This is a genomic window from Streptomyces sp. NPDC014801 (assembly GCF_043082085.1).
Taxonomy (GTDB): domain Bacteria; phylum Actinomycetota; class Actinomycetes; order Streptomycetales; family Streptomycetaceae; genus Streptomyces.
The window spans coordinates 46,819-67,334 of sequence record NZ_JBIBXG010000005.1; the positions used below are offsets into that span (position 1 = coordinate 46,819).

The following is a 20,516-nucleotide window of genomic DNA, read 5'->3' on the forward strand; positions in this document are numbered from 1 at the left end:
CCTGCCCTTGGCGGCCCCTCCACCCGCTCACCGTCGCGGACACATCCTGTCCGCGACCCCTGGCAGACTCGGCGCCATGCTGGAGACCTCCGCACGACTGCTGCGCCTGCTGTCCCTCCTCCAGGCCCACCGCGAGTGGTCCGGCCCGGACCTCGCCGAACGGCTCGGCGTCAGCCCGCGCACCGTGCGCCGGGACGTGGACCGGCTGCGCGAGCTGGGCTACCCCGTCCACGCGAGCCCCGGCACCGGCGGCGGCTACCAGCTGGGCGCGGGCGCCGAACTGCCGCCGCTGCTCCTGGACGACGACGAGGCCGTTGCCGTCGCGGTCGGCCTGCGCACCGCCGCCGGGCAGGGCATCGAGGGCATCGGCGAGACCTCCGTGCGCGCCCTGGCCAAGCTGGAGCAGGTGCTGCCGGGCCGGCTGCGCCGCCGGGTGAGCGCGCTGAACGCCTTCACCGTGCCGATGCTGCGGCCCGGCCCGCCGACGGCCCCCGTCGACCCGGCGCTGCTCACGGAACTGGCCCATCTGTGCCGGGACGCCGAGCGGCTGCGCTTCGAGTACCGCACGCACGACGGCGCCACCGGTCGCCGTACCGTCGAACCGCACCGCCTGGTGTGCACCGAGCGCCGCTGGTACCTGGTCGCCTGGGACGTCGAGCGGGACGACTGGCGCACCTTCCGCGTCGACCGCATCACCCCCAGGCCACCTCACGGCCCCCGCTTCACCCCGCGCACCCCGCCCGCCGACGACCTCGCCGCGTACGTCTCGCGGGGCGTCTCCACGCGCGCGTACGCCACCCACGCCACCGTCCGGCTGCTGGTGCCCCTCGCCGAGGCCGCCGAGCGCGTCTCGCCGTCCGCCGGGACGCTGGAGCCGGACGGCCCCGGTGCCTGCCTGCTGCGCACCGGGGCCGGGAGCCTGGACGTGATGGTGATCCATGTGATGATGCTCGGCTTCCCCTTCGAGGTGGTCGAGCCGGTGGAACTGGTGGAGGCGATCAGGGCCGCTCGGGACCGGCTTGATGACGCTCTGGCTCGGGCTGCGGGGTCAGCGCCGCGAACCGCGGATGGTGCAGGTCGAACGCCGGGGACTCCGAACGGATCCGCGGCAGCGTCGTGAAGTTGTGCCGCGGGGGCGGGCAGGAGGTGGCCCACTCCAGGGAGCGGCCGTAGCCCCAGGGGTCGTCCACGTCGACCTTCTCGCCGTACCGGGACGTCTTCCACACGTTGTAGAGGAACGGCAGCGTGGACAGGCCCAGCAGGAACGCGCCGATCGTGGAGATCGTGTTCAGCGCCGTGAAGCCGTCGGTGGCCAGGTAGTCGGCGTAGCGGCGCGGCATGCCCTCCGCGCCCAGCCAGTGCTGCACCAGGAACGTGGTGTGGAAGCCCACGAACAGCGTCCAGAACTGGATCTTGCCCAGCCGCTCGTCGAGCATCTTCCCGGTGAACTTCGGCCACCAGAAGTACAGCCCGCCGAAGACCGCGAAGACGACCGTGCCGAAGACGACGTAGTGGAAGTGGGCGACGACGAAGTAGGAGTCGGTGACGTGGAAGTCCATCGGCGGCGAGGCCAGGATCACCCCGGTCAGCCCGCCGAACAGGAACGTCACCAGGAAGCCGGTCGCCCACAGCATCGGCGTCTCGAAGGACAGCGAGCCCTTGATCATGGTGCCGGTCCAGTTGAAGAACTTCACCCCCGTCGGCACCGCGATCAGGAAGGACATGAAGGAGAAGAACGGCAGCAGCACCGCGCCCGTGGCGAACATGTGGTGCGCCCACACCACCACCGACAGCCCGGTGATCGAGACGGTCGCGCCGACCAGGGTCAGATAGCCGAAGACCGGCTTGCGGCTGAAGACCGGGATGATCTCGGTGATGATCCCGAAGAACGGCAGCGCGATGATGTACACCTCGGGATGGCCGAAGAACCAGAACAGGTGCTGCCACAGCAGCGCCCCGCCGTTGGCAGCGTCGAAGACCTGGCTGCCGAAGCGGCGGTCTGCCTCCAGCACGAGCAGGGCGGCGGCCAGCACCGGGAACGCCATCAGGACGAGGATCGACGTCAGCAGCGTGTTCCAGGTGAAGATCGGCATCCGGAACATCGTCATGCCGGGGGCGCGCATGCCGACGATGGTGGTGATGAAGTTGACCGCGCCGAGGATCGTGCCGAAGCCGGCCAGCGCCAGCCCCATGATCCACAGGTCGGGTCCGATCCCGGGGGAGTGCACCGCGTCGTTGAGCGGCGCGTAGGCGAACCAGCCGAAGGCGGCCGGGCCCTCCGGCACCGCCAGCGAGCTCAGCACGATCAGCCCGCCGAACAGGAACAGCCAGTACGAGAACATGTTCAGCCGGGGGAAGGCCACGTCGGGTGAGCCGATCTGCAGCGGCATGAGCTCGTTGGCGAACCCCGCGAAGCTCGGGGTGGCGAACAGCAGCAGCATGATCGTGCCGTGCAGCGTGAAGAGCTGGTTGAACTGCTGGTTGTCGACGATCTGCAGACCCGGCCGGGCCAGCTCCGCGCGCATCAGCAGGGCCATCACCCCGCCGACCAGGAAGAAGGCGAACGACGTGATCAGATAGAGGTGGCCGATCTTCTTGTGGTCGGTGGTGGTCAGCCAGTCGACGACCACCCGTCCGCGCTGCTTGGTCCGCCGGGGCCGCCCGGCCGCCACGGTCTGTGTGCCCATCGTCCGCTCGCCCTCCGCTGCTCGCGCTCCGGGTCCGCCGCACGCCCGCCGCGCTCGGTGCGCGCGGGCCCCGCCATGATGCGCACGCCGCCCTCCGCTTCGACAGGGGGCGTACGGAGGTTGTGTGGGGAAACCGTGTATTTCCCATGGGATGCCGAGCCGCACGGCATAGGGAAAAGCGGCCGGGGAATACGGTCCGCGGCGTTTGCGCGGGGGCAGTCTCCAGGGGTGGCGGGAAAAGGCCGGGCGACACGCGGGAATGGCGTACGGAATTCACGCGGAAGGCGTAGGTAAGAGACCCGTAAGTATCCCGTCCGTATGACGGGACGCCGTCAAAACGGTACGGGCGATCTTGTGACACAAGTGTGACACCGCCTAGCGTGGCGGTATGGCACCCATTCCCTCTCCGTCCCAGGAACCGCAGGACAGTCCCGACGGTTACGTCGGCCTCGATGCCGAGCGGGCCGAGCGGCTGGCGCGCGAACGCGGGTGGTCCACGGTGCGCTCCCTGCCGCCCGGCGCGGTCATCACCATGGAGTACCGCGTGGGCCGGCTGAACTTCGAGGTGCGCGACGGCCGGGTGGCCCGCGCCTGGAAGGGCTGAGGCACCACCGCGTACGCCGAAGGCCCCGGTTCCGCGATCGGAACCGGGGCCTTCGGCGCGGGCGGCGGGGTGTGTGCGTACCGTCCCCGCCGCCGCTCGTTCAGCCGCCCGTGGGCCGGGCCGCCGGGCTCGTCCCGCGGGCGACACGGTCGGGGTGCGGCGGGCGGCGGCTGCCCGCCGGGGTGACCGGCGTGCGCTCGGCGCGCGTGGTGTGCGGGCCGGGGGCGAGATAGGCGGGCGGGCGCGGGCCGCGCGCCGGAGTGTGGGCCGTGGGGCCCTCGTCCTGCGTCGCCGCACCCGGACCCGAGGGCACCAGGACCGGCAGGGCGGCCGGAACCGGCTCCACCGCCGGGACCGTACCGGCGCGGCGGGCGCGCCAGCGGTCGCGCAGGTCGAGGATCCAGCCTTCGGCGCGGGCGATCAGCGGCTCGCACCAGGGCAGCGCCAGCAGGATCAGCAGGCCCGCCGTCCAGCCGAGGAGCACATCGCTCAGCCAGTGCGTCCCGAGGTAGACCGTCGACATCCCGACGCCGAGCGCGGTCATCGCCGACAGCGCGGACAGCCAGCGCCTGGCCCGTGGGGTGGAGGCCAGATAGGCCAGGATGCCCCAGGTCACGACGGCGTTGGCGGTGTGGCCGCTGGGAAATATATCGCCGCCCAGGCCCATCTCGTTGGAGCCGATGACGGTCGCGTAGTGGGGGCCGAGCCGGCCCATGCCGATCTTGGCGGCGCCCACCGTGATGTTCAGCAGCAGCAAAGAAGCCCCCAGCGTCAGCAGGGGGCGCAGCGTGTGCTGTCGCCAGGAGCGCCAGCCCAGCCAGGCCGCGACCATCACGGCGGTGGGGCCGCGCTGGCCCAGCACCACGTAGTAGTCGACGAACCAGTGGATCTGGGACCACTGCTGGTAGGGCCGGAAGAACATGACCTGCCAGTCCAGCCGGACCAGCCACGAGGTGGTCACGACGAGCCACACGATCGCCGCGTAGAAGGCCAGGGTCGAGGCGAGCAGCACGACCCTGTGCCGCGTCATCCGCGGTACGTCGATGTGGGCCGGTCGTTCCGGCTCCCGGTCCAGTCTGGCGAACACCCGGTCCAGACGGGTGAGGTTCGGTTCGGTACGCACTCAATCGACGTTACAGCGAGTGAGCTGGCGACCCGTGCGAATCCACGGGTTTGTGATGACGATGTGATGTGGGATTCCTCTCAACAGGGGGTTTAATTCCTGTGAATCCGCAATCGGGGAACAGCGCGTCCTGCAATTCCTTTGATCATTCCGGTACCGGTTTTATGGCGTGTATGAATGCGTTCACCATGCGCCCGCCCGGATTTCGCCGTCCGCTGGTGTCACAGAGTGATCACGCCTGGTGAGCGGCGTGCCACCGGGCGAGCGCCGGGAGTGGCGTACGCCACACGGGTTCTCCGCGACGTCTGAGACCTCCACCACGCGAGCGGGGAGCGAATGCGCGTACGCTGACGTGTCACTCGCGTTCGCTGCGCGGGCCGGAGACGACCGCTTCTCTCCGGCCGAGTCGCGGGGAGTCCCCGTCCCCGCGAGCCCGCCGGGCGCGAGGGTTCATCTGGGAGGTACGTACATGTCCGGGACGACCACGGCCGCCGCGCTGCGCCGTCGGGCGGCCGGGGCCGGTGCCAACCGCTGGGTCGTCCTCGTCGTCCTCTGCGTCAGCCTGCTGCTCGTCGCCGTCGACGCCACCGTGCTGCACGTGGCGGTACCCGCCGTCTCCGAGGACCTGAGGCCCGGCGCCATCGAACTGCTCTGGATCGTCGACACCTACCCGCTGGTCTGCGCCTCGCTGCTGATCCTCTTCGGCACGCTCGGCGACAAGGTCGGCCGCAGACGGATCCTGCTGCTCGGCTACGGCCTCTTCGGCATCGCCTCCGCGCTCGCCGCCTTCGCGCCGAACGCGCAGGTGCTGATCCTCGCCCGGGCGCTGCTCGGCGTGGGCGGCGCGATGATCATGCCCGCGACCCTGTCGATCCTGCGCCAGGTCTTCCCCGACCGGCGCGAGCGGGCCCTGGCCATCGGCGTGTGGAGCGCGGTGGCCGCGGTCGGCGCGGCCGTGGGGCCGCTGCTCGGCGGCTTCCTGCTGGAGCACTTCTGGTGGGGGTCGGTCTTCCTCGTCAACATCCCGCTCATGCTGATCAGCCTTCCGGTGGGCCGGCTGCTGCTGCCCGAGTCCACCGGCGAGGGCGACGGCCCCTGGGACGTCGTCGGCGCGCTGATGGCCGCCGTCGGCCTGTTCGGCGTGGTCTTCGGCGTGAAGCGGCTCGGCGGCGGGGAATCGCCCGCCGGTCTGCTGACCCTGGTGCCCCTGGTCGCCGGAGCGGCCCTGCTCGTCCTCTTCGTACGGCGGCAGCGGCGGCGCCGGCACCCGCTGGTGGACCTCGGCATGTTCGCCCGGCCGGCGTTCAGCACCTCGGTCGCGTGCATCGTGCTGGCGATGCTCGCGCTGGTGGGCCTGGAGCTGATCGCGGCGCAGTACCTGCAACTGGTGCTGGGGCTGTCGCCGCTGCAGACGGGGCTGCGGCTGCTGCCGCTGACCTTCGCGGCGATGGCGGCCGGGCTCTTCGGAGCGCGGATGCTGCGCCGGTTCGGACCGCGCCGGATGGTGTGCGCGGGTTTCTGCCTGACCGCGGCCGCCGTGGTGACGCTCACCGCGATGGGCGCCACCGACAACTGTCCGCTGCTGCTGGCGGGCTTCGTGCTGCTGGGCTTCGGCCTGGAGACCACGCTCTTCGGGGCGTACGAGTCGATGCTCAGCGAGGCCCCGGCCGAGCAGGCGGGCGGCGCCGCGGCGATCGGGGAGACCTCCTACCAGCTGGGCGCCGGCATCGGCATCGCACTGCTGGGCAGCGTGATGAACGCCGCGTACGCCCCGGGCCTGGCCGACGTGCCCGGTGTCTCGCCGCAGGCGTCCGGCGCGGCCGGCCACTCGCTCGGCGAGGCGTACGAGATCGCCGCGCACCTGGGCGGCGCGGCCGGGAGCGCGCTGCGCGCGGCGGCCCGGGCGTCCTTCGTGCACGGGCTGCATGTGACGCTGCTGGTGAGCGCGGGGCTGCTGCTGCTCGGCGCGGCGATGGCGCTGCGGCTGCCGCGGGTGATGCAGTGCGGCGAGCAGGAGCCGGTGGAGCTGCCGGCGCCGCGCGAGGCGGAGCGTTCCCGCGTCTCGGCGTGACGTCCGGTGACCGCGGCGGGACTGGACGCGGGGCACGGCGCGTCGTAACGTCGGCCTCACCATTCGTAACTAGCGGTGCTAGTTTTCGTGTTTCGCCGGAGGATGCGCCATGTCCTTTGACCCCAGAGATCCGCTGGGAATCGACGACCTGCTTCAGCCCGAGGACCTGGCCATCAGGGACACCGTCCGCACCTGGGCGGCGGACCGCGTGCTGCCCTACGTGGCGGAGTGGTACGAGAAGGGCGAGCTGCCCGGCATCCGCGAGCTGGCGCGGGAACTGGGCTCCATCGGCGCCCTCGGCATGTCCCTCGACGGCTACGGCTGCGCCGGCGCCTCCGCCGTGCAGTACGGCCTGGCCTGCCTGGAGCTGGAGGCCGCCGACTCCGGCATCCGGTCCCTGGTCTCGGTGCAGGGCTCGCTCGCCATGTACGCCATCCACCGCTTCGGCAGCGAGGAGCAGAAGCAGACCTGGCTGCCGCGCATGGCCGCCGGCGAGGTCATCGGCTGTTTCGGGCTGACCGAGCCCGACCACGGCTCCGACCCGGCCTCGATGCGCACCCACGCCAAGCGCGACGGCTCGGACTGGGTGCTCAACGGGCGCAAGATGTGGATCACCAACGGCTCCGTCGCCGGGGTGGCCGTCGTGTGGGCGCAGACCGAGGACGGCATCCGCGGGTTCGTCGTGCCGACCGACTCCGCGGGATTCTCCGCGCCCGAGATCAAGCACAAGTGGTCGCTGCGGGCGTCCGTCACCAGCGAGCTGGTCCTGGACGACGTACGGCTGCCGGCCGACGCCGTGCTGCCGGAGGTCACCGGTCTGCGCGGACCGCTCAGCTGTCTGAGCCACGCCCGGTACGGCATCGTGTGGGGGGCCATGGGCGCGGCCCGGTCCTCGTTCGAGGCCGCGCTCGACTACGCCAGGAGCCGCGAGCAGTTCGGGCGGCCCATCGGCGGCTTCCAGCTCACCCAGGCCAAGCTCGCCGACATGGCGGTGGAGCTGCACAAGGGGATCCTGCTCGCCCATCACCTCGGGCGGCGCATGGACGCCGGCCGCCTGCGTCCCGAGCAGGTCAGCTTCGGCAAGCTCAACAACGTACGGGAGGCGATCGAGATCTGCCGTACCGCGCGGACCATCCTCGGTGCGAACGGGATTTCGCTGGAGTACCCGGTGATGCGGCACGCGACGAACCTGGAATCGGTGCTCACCTATGAGGGCACCGTCGAGATGCACCAGCTGGTGCTGGGCAAGGCGCTCACCGGACTCGACGCGTTCCGGTGACGGACCCCGAGCTGAGGCGGGGCCGGTGAGCGGCCCTGCCTCAGCTCTGGTTGAAGAAGCCGTCCGAGTGGTGGGCGGACGCGTCGCCGCTGATGATCTCCGTGTCGGACGGGGAGAGCAGGAACACGCGCGTGGAGATCCGGTCGATCGAGCCGCGCAGCCCGAAGATGAGCCCCGCCGCGAAGTCGACGACGCGCTTGGCGTCACCGGGCTCCATGTTCGTGAGGTTCATGATGACCGGCACGCCCTCGCGGAACAGCTCGCCGATCGCGCGGGCGTCCCGGAAGCTGTCCGGGGCGACCGTGGCGATCCGGCGGCCCTTGTCCTCGGCCGTGTCCGAGGCCACCTTCACCCGGGGGTCGGTGACCCAGGCCTCCCCGGAGTCGGTCCCCTCGGTGTAGTCGTCGTCGTAATAGCGCTCGTCATCGTTGTCGTCGACGAGGCCGAGCCACGCACTCGCCTTGCGCACCGATCCCATGGACGCCTCCTCTCACAGCGGCCTTGTCTTGTCTTCCGCATTCCCCATGGTCGTCCATGATGCGGATGTCGCGCCAAGTGGATAGACGCCGTGCGGGGGGTTTGTGACGGTACTGGTGCACAGTCGGTTCGTCGAGAGCCCGTGTGCCCCAAGGGTCCTGCCCCAAACGGCTGCTGACTGTGAGTGAAATATGATTCTTCCTGGCGTCCGGGTGACGGGCGGGGCGTACGGGTGAACGGGGGCGCGTGGTGTTCGGAATCGTCAGGCCCTGCCGGCATCGGCTCGGCGAGGGACTGAGCGCCCAGTGGATGGCCCACTTGTGCGGGCTGTGCCTCGCGCTGCGCAGGGACCATGGACAATTCGCCCGAATCGTGACGAACTATGACGGGCTGCTGCTCTCGGTTCTGACGGAGGCTCAGGCCGGTCCCGCCGCCGCCGGGCGGCGCACCGCCGGTCCGTGCCCGCTGCGCGGCATGCGCACCGCCTCCGTCGCGCAGGGTGAGGGCGCGCGGCTGGCCGCCGCGGTGTCGCTGGTGCTGGCCTCCGCCAAGGTGCGCGACCATGTCACCGACGGTGACGGGCTGCTGGCCCGGCGCCCGGTGGCGCTCGCCGCCCGCCGGGTCGCCGCGGGCTGGGGCCGCGCCGGGGAACGCGGCGGTTGTGCCGTCGGGTTCGACACCGCCGTCCTCGTCGACGCCGTCGACCGGCAGGCCGGACTGGAGGCGCTGGCCGGGCCGGGCACCCCGATCCTGGCGGTCACCGAACCCACCGAGACGGCCACCGCCGCCGCCTTCGCGCACACCGCCGTCCTGGCCGGCCGCCCGGGTAACGCGGCACCGCTCGCCGAGGCCGGCCGGCTCTTCGGGCGGCTCGCCCACCTGCTGGACGCGGTCGAGGACCAGGGCGCCGACGCCGCGGCCGGCACCTGGAACCCGCTCACCGCCACCGGCACCCCGCTCACCGAGGCCCGCCGGCTCGCCGACGACGCGGTGCGCGGCGTCCGGCTCGCCCTGAAGGACGTGGAGTTCACCGACGGCCGGCTCGCGCACCGGCTGCTGGTGCACGAACTGCCCGCCTCCGTCGACCGCGCCTTCGGCAGCGCCGCCTGCGCGCACGAACCCCGGGCCGCCGGGCCGTACGCGCCTCCCGGCGGCCCGGGCGGACCGGGCGCCCCGCTGCCGCCGGAGCCGCCGCGCCGTGACCGGCGGGGCCTGCTCGCGGGCTGCGCGGTGTGGATGGGGCTGGCCTGCACGTGCCAGATGTGCTGCGGCACGTTCGAGGACCCCTGGACCCGGCAGCGCCGCGAAGGGCTGTGCGCGCAGTGCGACTGCGGTGACTGCAGCGGCTGCGGTGACTGCTGCGAGTGCTGCAGCTGCTGCGGCGACGGCTGTGACTGCGGCTGCGACGGCTGCGACTGCGGCTGCTGAGGGCCGCCGGTCCGTCAGTTCTTCAGCTCCGGCGGCGAGATCCGCGACGTCTTGATCGCCGACCCCGTCGTCCCCCACTTCTTCAGGATCGCCTCGTAGGTGCCGTCAGCGATCAGCTTGTTGACCGCCGCCTGGAACGCGGGGGCGAGCCTGGTGCCCTTCTTGAAGGCGAAGCCCACGTCGAGGCGGTGGTACTCGTTGAGGAACTTCAGGCCGGGCTGGTGGGCGACGGCGTAGCGCAGGCCGTTGATGGTGGACATCACCACGTCGCTGCGGCCCTGCTGCACCGACGACCAGATCGCGCTGGGCTCGCCGTAGGTCTGCACCGTGTACGGCTTCTTGCCGGCGTCGGAGCACCGGTGCTTGTTCTTCTCCAGGGTGGCCTCGAACGTGGTGCCCGCGCCGGTCGCCACCTTCAGGCCGCACAGCTGCGTCAGGTCGGTGATCTTCGTGAGGTCGCTGTCCTTGCGGGTGGCGAAGCCCTGCCCGTCGTTGATGTAGGTGACGAAGTCGATGGTCCTGCGGCGCTCGTCGGTGACGCCGAAGTTGCTGGCGCCGACGTCGTACTTGCCGCTTTCCAGCGCCGGAAGGATCGCCTCGAAGCCGGCCTGCTCGACCTTGAGCCGAAGGCCCAGCGCCTTCGCCACGGCCTGGGTGAAGTCCACGTCCTGGCCGGTGAGGGTCTTGCCGTCGTCCAGGTAGGTGGTACCCGGCGGTGTGCCGCCGACGCTGATCGCGACGGTGACCTCGTGCACGCCGGGCGGCAGCAGCCCCGCGGCCGCCGCGTCCTTGTGGACGCCCGAGACGACGTCCGTCGTGGGGACCTTGTCGGCGGCCGCCGCCGCGCCCGCGGCCTGCGCGGAGCCGGTGGAGCCGGAGCCGCACGCGCTCAGGAGCAGGGCAGCGGACGTGATCAGGGCAAACGGTGCGAAATGCCTCAAGCGGGTACGCGGGAACGTACGCATGGTGTGCGGTCTCCTGAGAGCAGCAGAAAGTGAGGTGACGAAGCGCGAGGGGGGCGCGTGAGCGTGTGAAGGCGTGCGGAGGAAAACGCGAGACGGCGCCCGCCGGATCAGGGCGTCAGGGCGCGCAGGGAGGTCGGCTCAACAGGAACAGGACCACACACGACCGAGGTCGATGTGGGAGCGCGAGACCAGCCACTGCTGCGGATGCATGGGCCAAGTGGAACAGGTCTCCGGTTGTGCGTCAACTGACGTGAGACGTACGGCTCATAGTGTGGACACCCTTGACAGCGAGGGGAAACCGGCCCGTACAGTCGTGCGACGGCCCTGCTGAGGGGCTCGGCCGTAACGCGCCCCGCGGCGCGTCCCGTGTGAAGGCACCACCCGTGTTCGACCCATCTGGTCACGGAGCCTTCGCATGTCTTCCGACACCCTCGCCCAAGCCCCCGCCGCCTCCGGCATCCCCGAACAGGCCGACGTCCCGCGGATCGTGCCGCGGCGCCGCTACGGCCAGTGGACGGCGGCCGCCGCCGTCCTCGCCCTGCTCGGCCTCGCGCTCACGTCCGTCCTGCGCAACGACGCCTTCCAGTGGGACGTCGTCGCCGAGTACTTCACCACCGCCTCCGTCCTGCGCGGACTGTGGCTCACCCTGTGGCTGACCGCCGTCGTCATGGCGCTCGGCTTCGCCCTCGGCACCCTGCTCGCCGCGGCCCGCATGTCCGCCAACCCCGTCCTGCGCTGGGTCGGTTGGGGCTACGTCTGGCTGTTCCGGTCGATCCCGATCCTGGTGCAGCTGCTGCTGTGGTTCAACATCGGCGCGCTCTACCCGCGCATCCTCGGCGTCCGCACGGTCGACCTGCTCGGCCCGGTCGCCGTCGCCGTCGTCGGCCTGACCCTGCACGAGGCCGCCTACGCCGCCGAAGTGGTCCGCGGCGGCATCCTCTCCGTCGACCGAGGGCAGATCGAGGCCGCCCAGGCGCTCGGCCTGAGCCGCCGGCGCCGCTGGTGGCGGATCGTCCTGCCGCAGGCGATGCGCTCCATCGTGCCGCCCGCCGGGAACATGCTGATCGGCACCCTCAAGGGCACCTCCATCGTCAGCGTCATCGCGGTCAACGACCTGCTGTTCTCCACGCAGTTGATCTACCACCGCACCTACCAGGTGATCCCCCTGCTGATGGTCGCCACCCTCTGGTACACCGTCGTCACCTCGCTGCTGTCCGTCGGCCAGTACTACGTCGAGAAGCGCTACGCGCGCGGAGCGGAGCCGCGGCGATGAGGCCCGCCCTGGTCATCGTCGGCGCCGGCCCGCGAGGCACCGGCGTCATCGAGCGGATCGCCGCCAACGCGCCCGAGCTGTACGCCGGTTCGGGACTCGACATCCACCTGGTCGACCCGCACCCGCCGGGCGCCGGACGCGTCTGGCGCACCGCCCAGTCACCCCTGCTGTGGATGAACTCGCACGCCGCCGACGTCACCATGTTCACCGACGACACCGTCGAGATGGCCGGCCCCGTGCGCCCCGGGCCCACCCTGCACGAATGGGCGGGCCTGGACGGGCGCACCTTCGCCGACCGGCAGATCCAGGGCCGCTATCTGCGCTGGGTGCACCAGCAGACCCTGGCCGCCCTGCCGCCCGAGATCACCGTCCACCATCACCGGCGCCGCGCCGTACGGATCGGCGGCCCCCGCGACGGCCGCCAGCAGGTGTGGCTGGAGGGCCTCGACCGGCCGCTGGACGCCGACCTGGTGGTGCTCACCCTCGGCCACCTCGACGCCGAACCCGACGCCGAGCAGCGCGCGCTCACCGCGTACGCCCGCGCGCACGGCCTGGTCCACCTGCCGCCGGACTACACCGCCGACAGCGACCTGTCCGCGCTCGCACCCGGCCAGAGGGTCCTGGTGCGCGGCTTCGGACTCGCCTTCGTCGACCTGATGGTGCTGCTCACCGAGGGCCGCGGCGGCCGCTACGACGGCGACACCTACGTACCCTCCGGACGCGAGCCGGTGCTGTACGTCGGGTCGCGGCGCGGCGTGCCGTACCACGCCAAGCTCGGCTACGACCTCACCGGCGAGCGGCCGCCGCTGCCCCGCTTCCTCGGGCCCGCGCAGATCGACGCCCTGCGCGCCCGGCCGGACGGCTTCGACTTCCGGCGCGACGTGTGGCCCCTGGTGGCCCGGGAACTCGGCTTCGCCCACTACCACCGGCTGTTCACCGCCCACCCCGAGCGCACCACCGCCTCCTGGGCGGCCTTCGAGGAGAAGTACGCCGCAGCCGACGCCGCCGACCTCGACGCGCTGGTCGCCGCCGCCGTGCCCGACCCGCGCGACCGGCTCGACCTCGCCGCCCTCGACCGGCCGCTGGACGGCGTCCGCCACCCCTCGCACGACAGCCTCCAGGAGGGCATGCGGGCCTACCTGGAGGAGGACCTCAGACGCCGTCACGACCCGGCGCACAGCCCGGACCTGGCCGTCTTCTACGCGCTGCTGTCCGTCTACGGCCAGCTCGTCCGGCTCGGCGACGTCGGCCCCTGGTGGCACGGCTTCTTCAGCTACCTCGCCTCCGGGCCGCCCGGGCCGCGGCTGCGGCAGCTCCTCGCGCTCTCCCGCGCCGGCGTCGTGCGGTTCGTGGGCGCCGACATGCGGGTGGCCGCCGAGGACGGGGTGTTCCGCGCCTCCAGCCCCACCGTGCCCGGCCTGCACATCGAGACCCGCGCGCTGGTCGAGGCACGGCTGCCCGGCCCCACCGTCCGGCGCAGCCGCGATCCGCTGCTGCGCGCGCTGCACGCCGACGGGGCCGCCGAGACCCCCGACGGCCTGCTGCGCGTGGACCCCGCCGACGGGCGCGTCCTCGACCGGGCCGGGCGGCCGCACCCGCGCCGCTTCGCCCTCGGCCCGCACACCGACGCCCGCTCCTCCGGGGCGTTCACCCGGCCCCGCACCGGCGGGCCCGCATTCCGGCAGAACGACGCCACCGCGCGCGCCGCGCTGACCTTCCTGCGGTCGCTCACCGAGCGCGCCGCCGCCTGACCCTCTCCCGCTCCGACCCCCGAAGGAACCCCCTATGAGCGTCATGGTCGACATCCGGTCCGTCCACAAGAGCTTCGGCCCGCTGAAGGTGCTCGACGGCATCGACCTGCAGGTGCGCACCGGTGAGGTCACCGTCGTGCTCGGCCCCTCCGGCTCCGGCAAGTCCACGCTGCTGCGCACCATCAACCACCTGGAGAAGGTCGACCGGGGCGCGATCAGCGTCGACGGCGCGCTCATCGGCTACCGCCGCTCCGGCGACCGGCTGCACGAACTGCCCGAACGGGAGATACTCACCCAGCGCACCCGGATCGGCTTCGTCTTCCAGAACTTCAACCTCTTCCCGCACCTGACCGTCCTGGAGAACATCACCGAGGCGCCGGTCGCCGCCCTGGGGCGCCCCAAGCGGGAGGCCGAGGAGACCGCCCGCCGGCTGCTCGCCCGGGTCGGGCTCGCCGACAAGGCCGATGCCTACCCCCGCCGGCTGTCCGGCGGCCAGCAGCAGCGGGTCGCCATCGCGCGCGCCCTCGCCCTGGAGCCGCGGCTGCTGCTGTTCGACGAGCCGACCTCCGCGCTCGACCCCGAGCTGGTCGGCGAGGTCCTCGACGTCATCAAGGACCTGGCCCAGCAGGGCACCACGATGATCGTCGTCACGCACGAGATCGGCTTCGCCCGCGAGGTCGCCGACACCGTGGTGTTCATGGCCGACGGCCGGATCGTCGAGCAGGGCCCGCCGGGCGAGGTGCTGGACGCCCCGCGGCACGAGCGCACGCGCGCCTTCCTGTCGAAGGTGCTGTGACGGACGGTGCGGGCAGGGGGAGTACGCAGGGGCGGGCTGCTGCATCTCGGCGCCGCGATCGACCAGCCGCGGGTGTACGACGCCGGGGCCTACGCCGAGCTGGCGCGGCTCGCCGAGCGCGGCGCGCTGGACTTCGTGACGCTGGACGGCACGCTCGCCGGACCCGGACCCGGACCCGGACCCGGACTCGACACGACGGGGGTGCTGGCCCGGGTGGCCCACGAGACCGGCCGGATCGGCCTGGTCCCCGTGGTGACCACGGCGGACGGCACTCCGGACACCGTCGCGGCCCTCGACCGGGTCAGCGGCGGCCGGGCCGGCCTGCTCACCCGGCACGCCGAGGAGCGCGGGCCCGCACGGGACCGGACCGGTCACCGGGCCGGCGAGCCGGGGCTCTCGGCGGACGGGATCGGTCACCCGGTCGACGAGCCGGCGTCCGCCGTCCGCGTGACCGGCGGACCCGGGGCCCCGCCGGGGCGGGTCGTGCGCTTCGCCGACGTCACCGACCGGCACACCGGCGCGGTGGCGGCCCGGCACGCCGACGTCGCCCTGATCCGGGCGGTGAACGCGGCACAGGCCGCCGACCTGCGGGAGCAACTGACCGCACGGGCCGCGGAGTACGGCCGGGCCCAGGGCGAGCCGGCCGTGCTGGCGTGTCTGCGGATCGACCTCGGCGACGGCGAACGCGCCGCCGAGCCCGGCCACGGGGGAGGGGGACCGAGGCCCGGCCCGCAGGGCCCGCTGTACCGGGGCGGGCCCGTCGACCTGGCCGAGCTGATCGCCGTATGGCATGCGCAGGGGGCCGTCGACGGCTTCCACCTGGTGCCCGTCGAACCGCGCCGGGACCTGGAGCGGCTGGTCAACGGCACGGTGGCGGTGCTGCAGCACCGGGGGCTGTTCCGCACCTTCTATCCGGGCGGGACGCTGCGCGAACACCTGGCGCTGGCGCGGCCGCCGGCCGTGCGCTTCGCCGGGAGCGCGGGATGAGCCGGCGATGCGTCGTGCGCTGCCGCTGTACGGCCCGGGTTGGGCATGAGGGGTTCGCGCAGGTCCCTCGGTCCGGCTCCGGGGAGTTCGTGGACCGTGTCGTGCCGCTGCCGCGGCGGTGCGGTGCGTTCGGTACGGAATACGCGGGCGCCACGCCGCGCTCGCAACGGGGGCTTGTGGCCCCGGTGGGAAAGGGATGAGCACATGACGGATCAACTGGCGCCGGACGTGGTGGACGAGTGGAAGCGGTGGCACGAGCGCCGCGTCGAGAGCGTGTCGGCGCCCTACGGGCCGCTCGCGCTCGTCGGCACCCACTGGCTGGAGGACTTTCCGGAGGGGCGACTTCCGGACATCCCCGGGCACTGGGCCGCCGGGGACGACGGGGTCGTGCTGACGGCCGCCGCCGGGGACGGGCTGACGCTGGACGGGGAGCCGTTCGACGGACAGGTGCGGCTCGGCGCGGACCCGGGAGCGGTCGCCGCGGCGCGGGTGGCCTGGGGCGACCGGCGGCTGGTGGTGCTGGTGCGCGAAGGCGTGTGGGGGGTAAGGGACTTCGACCCCGGCGCCGGGGCACGACAGGAGTTCCGCGGGATCGACGCCACGCTCCACGACCCGCGCTTCGTGCTGCCCGGGCGCTTCACACCGTACGCCGAGAGCCGCACCGAGCGGGTCGAGAACGCCGACGGGCGGCGGCGGGGGCTCGGGCTGGGCGGTGAGCTGGCCTTCACCCTCGACGGGCGGGAGCGGACGCTGAAGGTGTCGGTGCAGGACGACGGGACGCTGTGGGCCGTGTTCGCCGACGCGACCAGCGGGACCAGCAGCTTCCGCTTCCGGTTCCTGTACGCGGCCGCGCCCGACGCGCAGGGGAGGACGACGGTCGACTTCAACCGGGCCCAACTGCCGCCGTGCGCCTTCGCGGACCACTTCATCTGCCCGTTCCCGCCGCCGGGGAACACCCTCGACGCCGCCGTCGAGGCGGGGGAGCGAACCCTGCGCTGACCTGGGCGGACGCGGCGCCGGCTGCGCCACCGGCGGGTGGCGTCGTCGTGGCGGGGGAGCGGGGGCCGCGCGGAGCGACTCCGGGCCCCCGGAGGGAAGTTGAAGGCTGGACGGCCGAAAGGCACCCTTGCGCCGACCGGCCGTTCGGCCGAATACTCCCCCTCAGCGCTTGTCAGGGGCATGTGGAATCCCGGAACCCGGGCGTCCGGGCCTCTGGCTGCGCCTCACGGGCCCCGACCCCACGCGGGCCCCCGACTTCCCATGGAGGGAACGACACGTGAGGATCAAGCGCACCACTCCCCGCGCCGGCCTTTCGAGACGGACCCGGCTGATCGCCGTCTCCACCGGACTCGTGGCCGCCGCCGCGATCGCGATCCCCAGCGCGAACGCGTCCGACGCCCCCACCACCTTCAGCGCGGCGCAGCTGACCAAGGCCAGCGACTCGGTGCTGAAGGCCGACATCCCGGGCACCGCCTGGGCCGTCGACAGCAAGAGCGGCCGTGTGGTCGTCACCGCCGACAGCACGGTGACGCAGGCCGAGATCGCCAAGATCAAGCAGCAGGCCGGGGCCAACGCCGGCGCGCTCACCATCAAGCGCACCCCGGGCAAGTTCAACAAGCTGATCTCCGGCGGCGACGCCATCTATGCGAGTAGCTGGCGCTGCTCGCTGGGCTTCAACGTCCAGGACTCCAGCGGCAACTACTACTTCCTGACCGCCGGTCACTGCACCGACGGCGCGGGCACCTGGTGGTCGAACTCCTCGCACTCGACCACGCTCGGATCCACCGCCGGCTCGTCCTTCCCGGGCAACGACTACGGCATCGTGCGCTACACGAACTCCTCGGTGACCAAGTCGGGCACCGTGGGCAGCGTGGACATCACCAGCGCGGCCACGCCCTCGGTCGGCACCACCGTCTACCGGCGTGGCTCGACCACCGGCATCCACAGCGGGCGCGTCACCGCGCTCAACGCGACCGTCAACTACGGCGGCGGCGACATCGTCTACGGCCTCATCCAGACCACGGTCTGCGCCGAGCCCGGCGACTCCGGCGGCCCGCTGTACTCCAACAGCGGTGTGGCCTACGGCCTGACCTCCGGCGGCAGCGGTGACTGCACCTCCGGCGGAACGACGTTCTTCCAGCCGGTGACCGAGGCGCTGAGCGCCTACGGAGTGCACGTCTACTGACGCACCGGCACGGCACGTCTGCTGACGCACCGGCACGTTCCGGCCCCCGCACGCGGTTGCGTGCGGGGGCTTCGTGTGGTGCGGGGCGGCCCCGGCGGGACAGATCGGTTTCGGACAGGCGTAGACCTCCTGTGAGTGTGAGGGGTTACTCGCTCGTAGTGTTTGCGGAGTGAACGTACGGGGCGTCACCGGTGGTGAGGTGAGGGCGCGTTGGATGAATGTGCGTACGCCGGTTGACGTATGCACGTCCAGAACTCGACCTTGTGCGCGCCCCGCGGGGTTGGGAAGAGTGACGCTCGTCAACCGGCCTTCCGGCCCGCCCGGGTCCCCACAACCTCGGCGGGCCGTCCCCCCACAGGAGGACGTGAGTTGAAGCACCGACGCATACCCAGGCGGCGGGCAGCCGTGGCGGGTGCGGGCATCGCCGCACTGGTCGCCGCGGGAGTGACCTTCCAGACTGCGAACGCCAGCGAGTCGACGACCGCCGTCCAGCCGAGGACCCTGTCCGTCGCCGCGGCCGGAAAGCTCGCCTCGACGCTCGGCGAGGACCTCGGCACCGACGCGGCGGGCACGTACTACGACGCGCGGGCACACCGGCTCGTCGTGAACGTGCTCGACGCCGACGCCGCCAAGACCGTCGAGCGGGCCGGCGCGCAGGCCAGAATCGTCGCCCACTCGCTCGCCGAGCTGAAGAGCGCGCGGACGTCACTGAAGAGCAAGGCCGCCCTACCCGGGACGTCGTGGGTGACCGACCCGCGCACCAACAAGGTGGTCGTGACCGCGGACCGGACCGTGTCCGCGGGGGAGTGGGCCACGCTGAAGTCCGTCGTGGACGGGCTGGGGACGGTGGCCGAACTGCACCGTTCCGGCGGTGAGTTCAAGCCCTTCATCGCCGGCGGCGACGCCATCACCGGGTCCGGCGGGCGCTGCTCGCTCGGGTTCAACGTCGTCAAGGACGGTCAGCCGTACTTCCTGACCGCCGGGCACTGCACCCGGGCGATCTCGACCTGGTCCGACGCCGGCGGCAAGCAGATCGGGACCAACGCGACGTCGAGCTTCCCCGACAACGACTTCGGGCTGGTGAAGTACACGGCGTCGGTCGAGCACCCGAGTGCGGTGGATCTGTACAACGGGTCGACCCAGGCGATCTCCGGCGCGGCCGAGGCGACGGTCGGCATGAAGGTCACGCGCAGCGGGTCCACGACGCAGGTGCACGAGGGCACGGTGACCGGGCTCGACGCCACCGTGAACTACGGCAACGGAGACATCGTCAACGGGCTCGTTCAGACCGACGTCTGCGCGGAGCCGGGGGACAGCGGGGGGTCGCTGTTCTCGGGGGACAAGGCGATCGGGCTGACGTCGGGGGGCAGCGGGGACTGCACCTCCGGTGGTCAGACGTTCTTCCAGCCGGTGACGGAGGCTTTGGCCGCTACGGGGGCGCGGATCGGCTAGCGCCGGGCTGAGCCTTGGGCAAGCCCCGTCCCACGCGAGGGTGCGCGGGGGCGGGGCTTGCTGTGTCTGTGGGGGTGGGTGCGGGTTTGCATGCCGGGTGCGGGTCCGTCGTGGTTGATCGCGCAGTTCCCCGCGCCCCTAGGGGGTTGCAGTCGCCGTCCACTCAGTACGCGGGCATGCGTGCCGCCTGGGGCGGCACGGGTGGGCGCGGGCGGCACCCCGCAAGCGCCGGGCTGCGCACCCCACGGCGTCCACCCCGGCGCCGGGCGCCGAGGCAGCGAGGGTGCCGCACCCCACGGCGGTCACCGCAGCCCGGGTACCTCACCCCGTCGCTTCGGCCGGGGCCGCCGTTCGCGCTGCCGTTCGTTTGCGGCGCAAGGTCGCTGCTGCGAGGGTGACGATGATGCCGCCCAGGGCCCACGCGCCGAGCGTCAGCAGGGCGGACGTCATCGCGTTGCCGTGGAAGTAGGCGATCGAGCGCGCCGCCCACGTGCCCGCCCCCGGCGGCAGCGCGGGACCGATCGCCCGCCAGAACGGCGGCAGCAGCGGCCACGGGAAGGCACCCCCCGCACTCGGGTTGCCCGCGATCACGATCAGCAGGATCGCCAGGCCGATGCCGACCACCCCGAAGAGCCCCTGGAGGGCGAGCGTCGCCGCGCCCACCGCGAAGGTGATCAGCGCACCGAGTCCCCACAGCGCCGCCACGCTGCCGGGCAGGGCGTCCAGGATCGGCCCGACGATGAGCGCGCCGCCGAGCCCGCCGATGATCGCGACGCCGGCCATCGTGACCAGCCGGATCGCCGCCCGGCGCGGGTTGGCCGGCCGGGCGCCGGCGCTGATCGCCAGGATCGAGGCGCACAGGTAGCCGCCCACGCACCAGCCGACGACCAGGTAGAACGACGACAGGCCGTTGAAGTCGGTGGCGGACGCCGCCGCCACGTCGACCGTACGGACCGTGCGCCGCTGCGACGCCTCCAGCACCGTGGTTAGGTTCTCCAGCGCCGTGGCGAGCACCCGCCCGCCGCCGGAGGCGACCAGCAGGGTGTCGGTGGGACCCGCCGGGTTGATCACGAGGGCGCCGTCGATGTCCCGGTTCTCGATCTGCTCGCGGGCCGCCGCCTCACTGGCCACCGCGCGCGGGTCCAGGGGGGAGCCGGGCAGCTTGCCGAGACTCTCCACGGCCTGCCCGGACACCGCCCGGGGCGCCACCACGCCGAAGGGGATGTCCTGCGCCTTGGGGTGGTGCAGCGCTCCGACGTAGGAGGCGATGAAGAGCAGCTGGAGGGCGATCACGCCGATCACCAGCAGGGTGGCCCGGGGGGTGACGGCGTCCTTCAGCTCGCTGAGGGCGGAACCTTCGGAAGGGCTACGGGGCGTGTCGGGGCCGGTGGTCTGCGTCATGCCCCCACGGTCCGTCGCGCGAGGGCGTTTGCGCAGG

At 72.4% G+C, this 20,516-nt stretch carries 16 protein-coding genes and 1 pseudogene; 12 read left to right on the top strand and 5 right to left on the bottom strand.

Translation table 11 applies throughout. The features are described 5' to 3' along the window. The first annotated feature begins 76 nt into the window (after positions 1-76). Positions 77-1,120: a helix-turn-helix transcriptional regulator gene (locus tag ACF1AL_RS12560; protein ID WP_386913855.1), complete on the top strand. Its 1,044-nt coding sequence runs from the start codon at positions 77-79 to the stop codon at positions 1,118-1,120. On the opposite strand, the pseudogene ctaD reads toward ACF1AL_RS12560, so the two are convergent. Then, a pseudogene (gene ctaD / locus ACF1AL_RS12565) lies at positions 1,008-2,687 on the bottom strand (cytochrome c oxidase subunit I); the annotation flags it as partial. The gene ACF1AL_RS12560 and the pseudogene ctaD overlap by 113 nt on opposite strands. Positions 2,688-3,075: 388 nt before the next feature. Between ctaD and ACF1AL_RS12570 the strand changes: the two are divergent. Further along, positions 3,076-3,291 (top strand): I78 family peptidase inhibitor, encoded by a 216-nt coding sequence (locus ACF1AL_RS12570; RefSeq protein WP_366836278.1) that lies wholly within the window; start codon positions 3,076-3,078, stop codon positions 3,289-3,291. A 100-nt stretch (positions 3,292-3,391) separates the two neighbouring features. Here ACF1AL_RS12570 and ACF1AL_RS12575 read toward each other — a convergent pair whose 3' ends face one another. Further along, positions 3,392-4,414 carry a phosphatase PAP2 family protein gene (locus ACF1AL_RS12575; RefSeq protein ID WP_386418826.1) on the bottom strand — a complete coding sequence of 341 codons (1,023 nt, stop codon included), beginning with the start codon at positions 4,412-4,414 and terminating at the stop codon, positions 3,392-3,394. A gap of 469 nt (positions 4,415-4,883) precedes the next feature. Between ACF1AL_RS12575 and ACF1AL_RS12580 the strand changes: the two genes are divergently transcribed. Both ACF1AL_RS12580 and ACF1AL_RS12585 read left to right on the top strand, forming a co-directional pair. After that, positions 4,884-6,485, top strand: coding sequence for an MFS transporter (locus ACF1AL_RS12580; RefSeq protein ID WP_391702975.1), 1,602 nt, complete (start codon positions 4,884-4,886; stop codon positions 6,483-6,485). Between the two features lie 109 nt (positions 6,486-6,594). After that, entirely contained in the window at positions 6,595-7,764 is a 1,170-nt protein-coding gene (locus ACF1AL_RS12585; protein ID WP_384207633.1) for an acyl-CoA dehydrogenase family protein, read from the top strand. A 40-nt stretch (positions 7,765-7,804) separates the two neighbouring features. On the opposite strand, the gene ACF1AL_RS12590 is transcribed toward ACF1AL_RS12585, so the two are convergent. After that, positions 7,805-8,242, bottom strand: a complete 438-nt coding sequence (locus ACF1AL_RS12590; RefSeq protein ID WP_366836273.1) for a cell division protein SepF — start codon at positions 8,240-8,242, stop codon at positions 7,805-7,807. A 248-nt stretch (positions 8,243-8,490) separates the two neighbouring features. Between ACF1AL_RS12590 and ACF1AL_RS12595 the strand changes: the two genes are divergently transcribed. Then, positions 8,491-9,669, top strand: a complete 1,179-nt coding sequence (locus ACF1AL_RS12595) for a DUF5685 family protein (protein ID WP_391826113.1) — start codon at positions 8,491-8,493, stop codon at positions 9,667-9,669. Between the two features lie 14 nt (positions 9,670-9,683). On the opposite strand, the gene ACF1AL_RS12600 is transcribed toward ACF1AL_RS12595, so the two are convergent. Next, positions 9,684-10,634: an ABC transporter substrate-binding protein gene (locus ACF1AL_RS12600; RefSeq protein ID WP_391825908.1), complete on the bottom strand. Its 951-nt coding sequence runs from the start codon at positions 10,632-10,634 to the stop codon at positions 9,684-9,686. A 415-nt stretch (positions 10,635-11,049) separates the two neighbouring features. On the opposite strand from ACF1AL_RS12600, the gene ACF1AL_RS12605 reads away from it, so the two are divergent. From ACF1AL_RS12605 to ACF1AL_RS12635, 7 genes are all read left to right on the top strand, one after another. After that, complete coding sequence (locus tag ACF1AL_RS12605; protein WP_366836271.1) at positions 11,050-11,907, top strand: amino acid ABC transporter permease; 858 nt, start codon at positions 11,050-11,052, stop codon at positions 11,905-11,907. After that, positions 11,904-13,658 (top strand): FAD/NAD(P)-binding protein, encoded by a 1,755-nt coding sequence (locus ACF1AL_RS12610; RefSeq protein WP_391780528.1) that lies wholly within the window; start codon positions 11,904-11,906, stop codon positions 13,656-13,658. Before ACF1AL_RS12605 ends, ACF1AL_RS12610 begins: the two co-directional genes overlap by 4 nt. Positions 13,659-13,692: 34 nt before the next feature. Further along, a complete protein-coding gene (locus ACF1AL_RS12615) occupies positions 13,693-14,454 on the top strand; it encodes an amino acid ABC transporter ATP-binding protein (RefSeq protein ID WP_366836269.1) in 762 nt (253 codons plus the stop codon). Positions 14,455-14,460: 6 nt separating this feature from the next. Next, a complete protein-coding gene (locus tag ACF1AL_RS12620) occupies positions 14,461-15,441 on the top strand; it encodes an FMNH2-dependent monooxygenase (protein WP_391825909.1) in 981 nt (326 codons plus the stop codon). Between the two features lie 204 nt (positions 15,442-15,645). After that, positions 15,646-16,440, top strand: a complete 795-nt coding sequence (locus tag ACF1AL_RS12625; RefSeq protein WP_391821288.1) for a DUF1684 domain-containing protein — start codon at positions 15,646-15,648, stop codon at positions 16,438-16,440. Positions 16,441-16,717: 277 nt separating this feature from the next. Beyond that, a complete protein-coding gene (locus ACF1AL_RS12630; protein ID WP_366836266.1) occupies positions 16,718-17,626 on the top strand; it encodes a S1 family peptidase in 909 nt (302 codons plus the stop codon). Positions 17,627-17,995: 369 nt separating this feature from the next. After that, positions 17,996-19,078 (top strand): S1 family peptidase, encoded by a 1,083-nt coding sequence (locus tag ACF1AL_RS12635; protein ID WP_391825910.1) that lies wholly within the window; start codon positions 17,996-17,998, stop codon positions 19,076-19,078. A gap of 321 nt (positions 19,079-19,399) precedes the next feature. Here ACF1AL_RS12635 and ACF1AL_RS12640 read toward each other — a convergent pair whose 3' ends face one another. Further along, positions 19,400-20,479: a DUF3533 domain-containing protein gene (locus tag ACF1AL_RS12640; protein WP_391825911.1), complete on the bottom strand. Its 1,080-nt coding sequence runs from the start codon at positions 20,477-20,479 to the stop codon at positions 19,400-19,402. Between the last annotated feature and the right edge of the window lie 37 nt (positions 20,480-20,516).

Excerpts from the sequence above, each read along its gene's own strand:
- ACF1AL_RS12590 (WP_366836273.1), bottom strand. The coding sequence starts at position 8,242 with ATGGGATCGGTGCGCAAGGCGAGTGCGTGGCTCGGCCTCGTCGACGAC.
- ACF1AL_RS12585 (WP_384207633.1), top strand. The coding sequence starts at position 6,595 with ATGTCCTTTGACCCCAGAGATCCGCTGGGAATCGACGACCTGCTTCAG.
- ACF1AL_RS12625 (WP_391821288.1), top strand. The coding sequence starts at position 15,646 with ATGACGGATCAACTGGCGCCGGACGTGGTGGACGAGTGGAAGCGGTGG.
- ACF1AL_RS12605 (WP_366836271.1), top strand. The coding sequence starts at position 11,050 with ATGTCTTCCGACACCCTCGCCCAAGCCCCCGCCGCCTCCGGCATCCCC.
- ACF1AL_RS12600 (WP_391825908.1), bottom strand. The coding sequence starts at position 10,634 with ATGCGTACGTTCCCGCGTACCCGCTTGAGGCATTTCGCACCGTTTGCC.
- ACF1AL_RS12615 (WP_366836269.1), top strand. The coding sequence starts at position 13,693 with ATGAGCGTCATGGTCGACATCCGGTCCGTCCACAAGAGCTTCGGCCCG.
- ACF1AL_RS12640 (WP_391825911.1), bottom strand. The coding sequence starts at position 20,479 with ATGACGCAGACCACCGGCCCCGACACGCCCCGTAGCCCTTCCGAAGGT.
- ACF1AL_RS12570 (WP_366836278.1), top strand. The coding sequence starts at position 3,076 with ATGGCACCCATTCCCTCTCCGTCCCAGGAACCGCAGGACAGTCCCGAC.
- ACF1AL_RS12580 (WP_391702975.1), top strand. The coding sequence starts at position 4,884 with ATGTCCGGGACGACCACGGCCGCCGCGCTGCGCCGTCGGGCGGCCGGG.
- ACF1AL_RS12610 (WP_391780528.1), top strand. The coding sequence starts at position 11,904 with ATGAGGCCCGCCCTGGTCATCGTCGGCGCCGGCCCGCGAGGCACCGGC.
- ACF1AL_RS12560 (WP_386913855.1), top strand. The coding sequence starts at position 77 with ATGCTGGAGACCTCCGCACGACTGCTGCGCCTGCTGTCCCTCCTCCAG.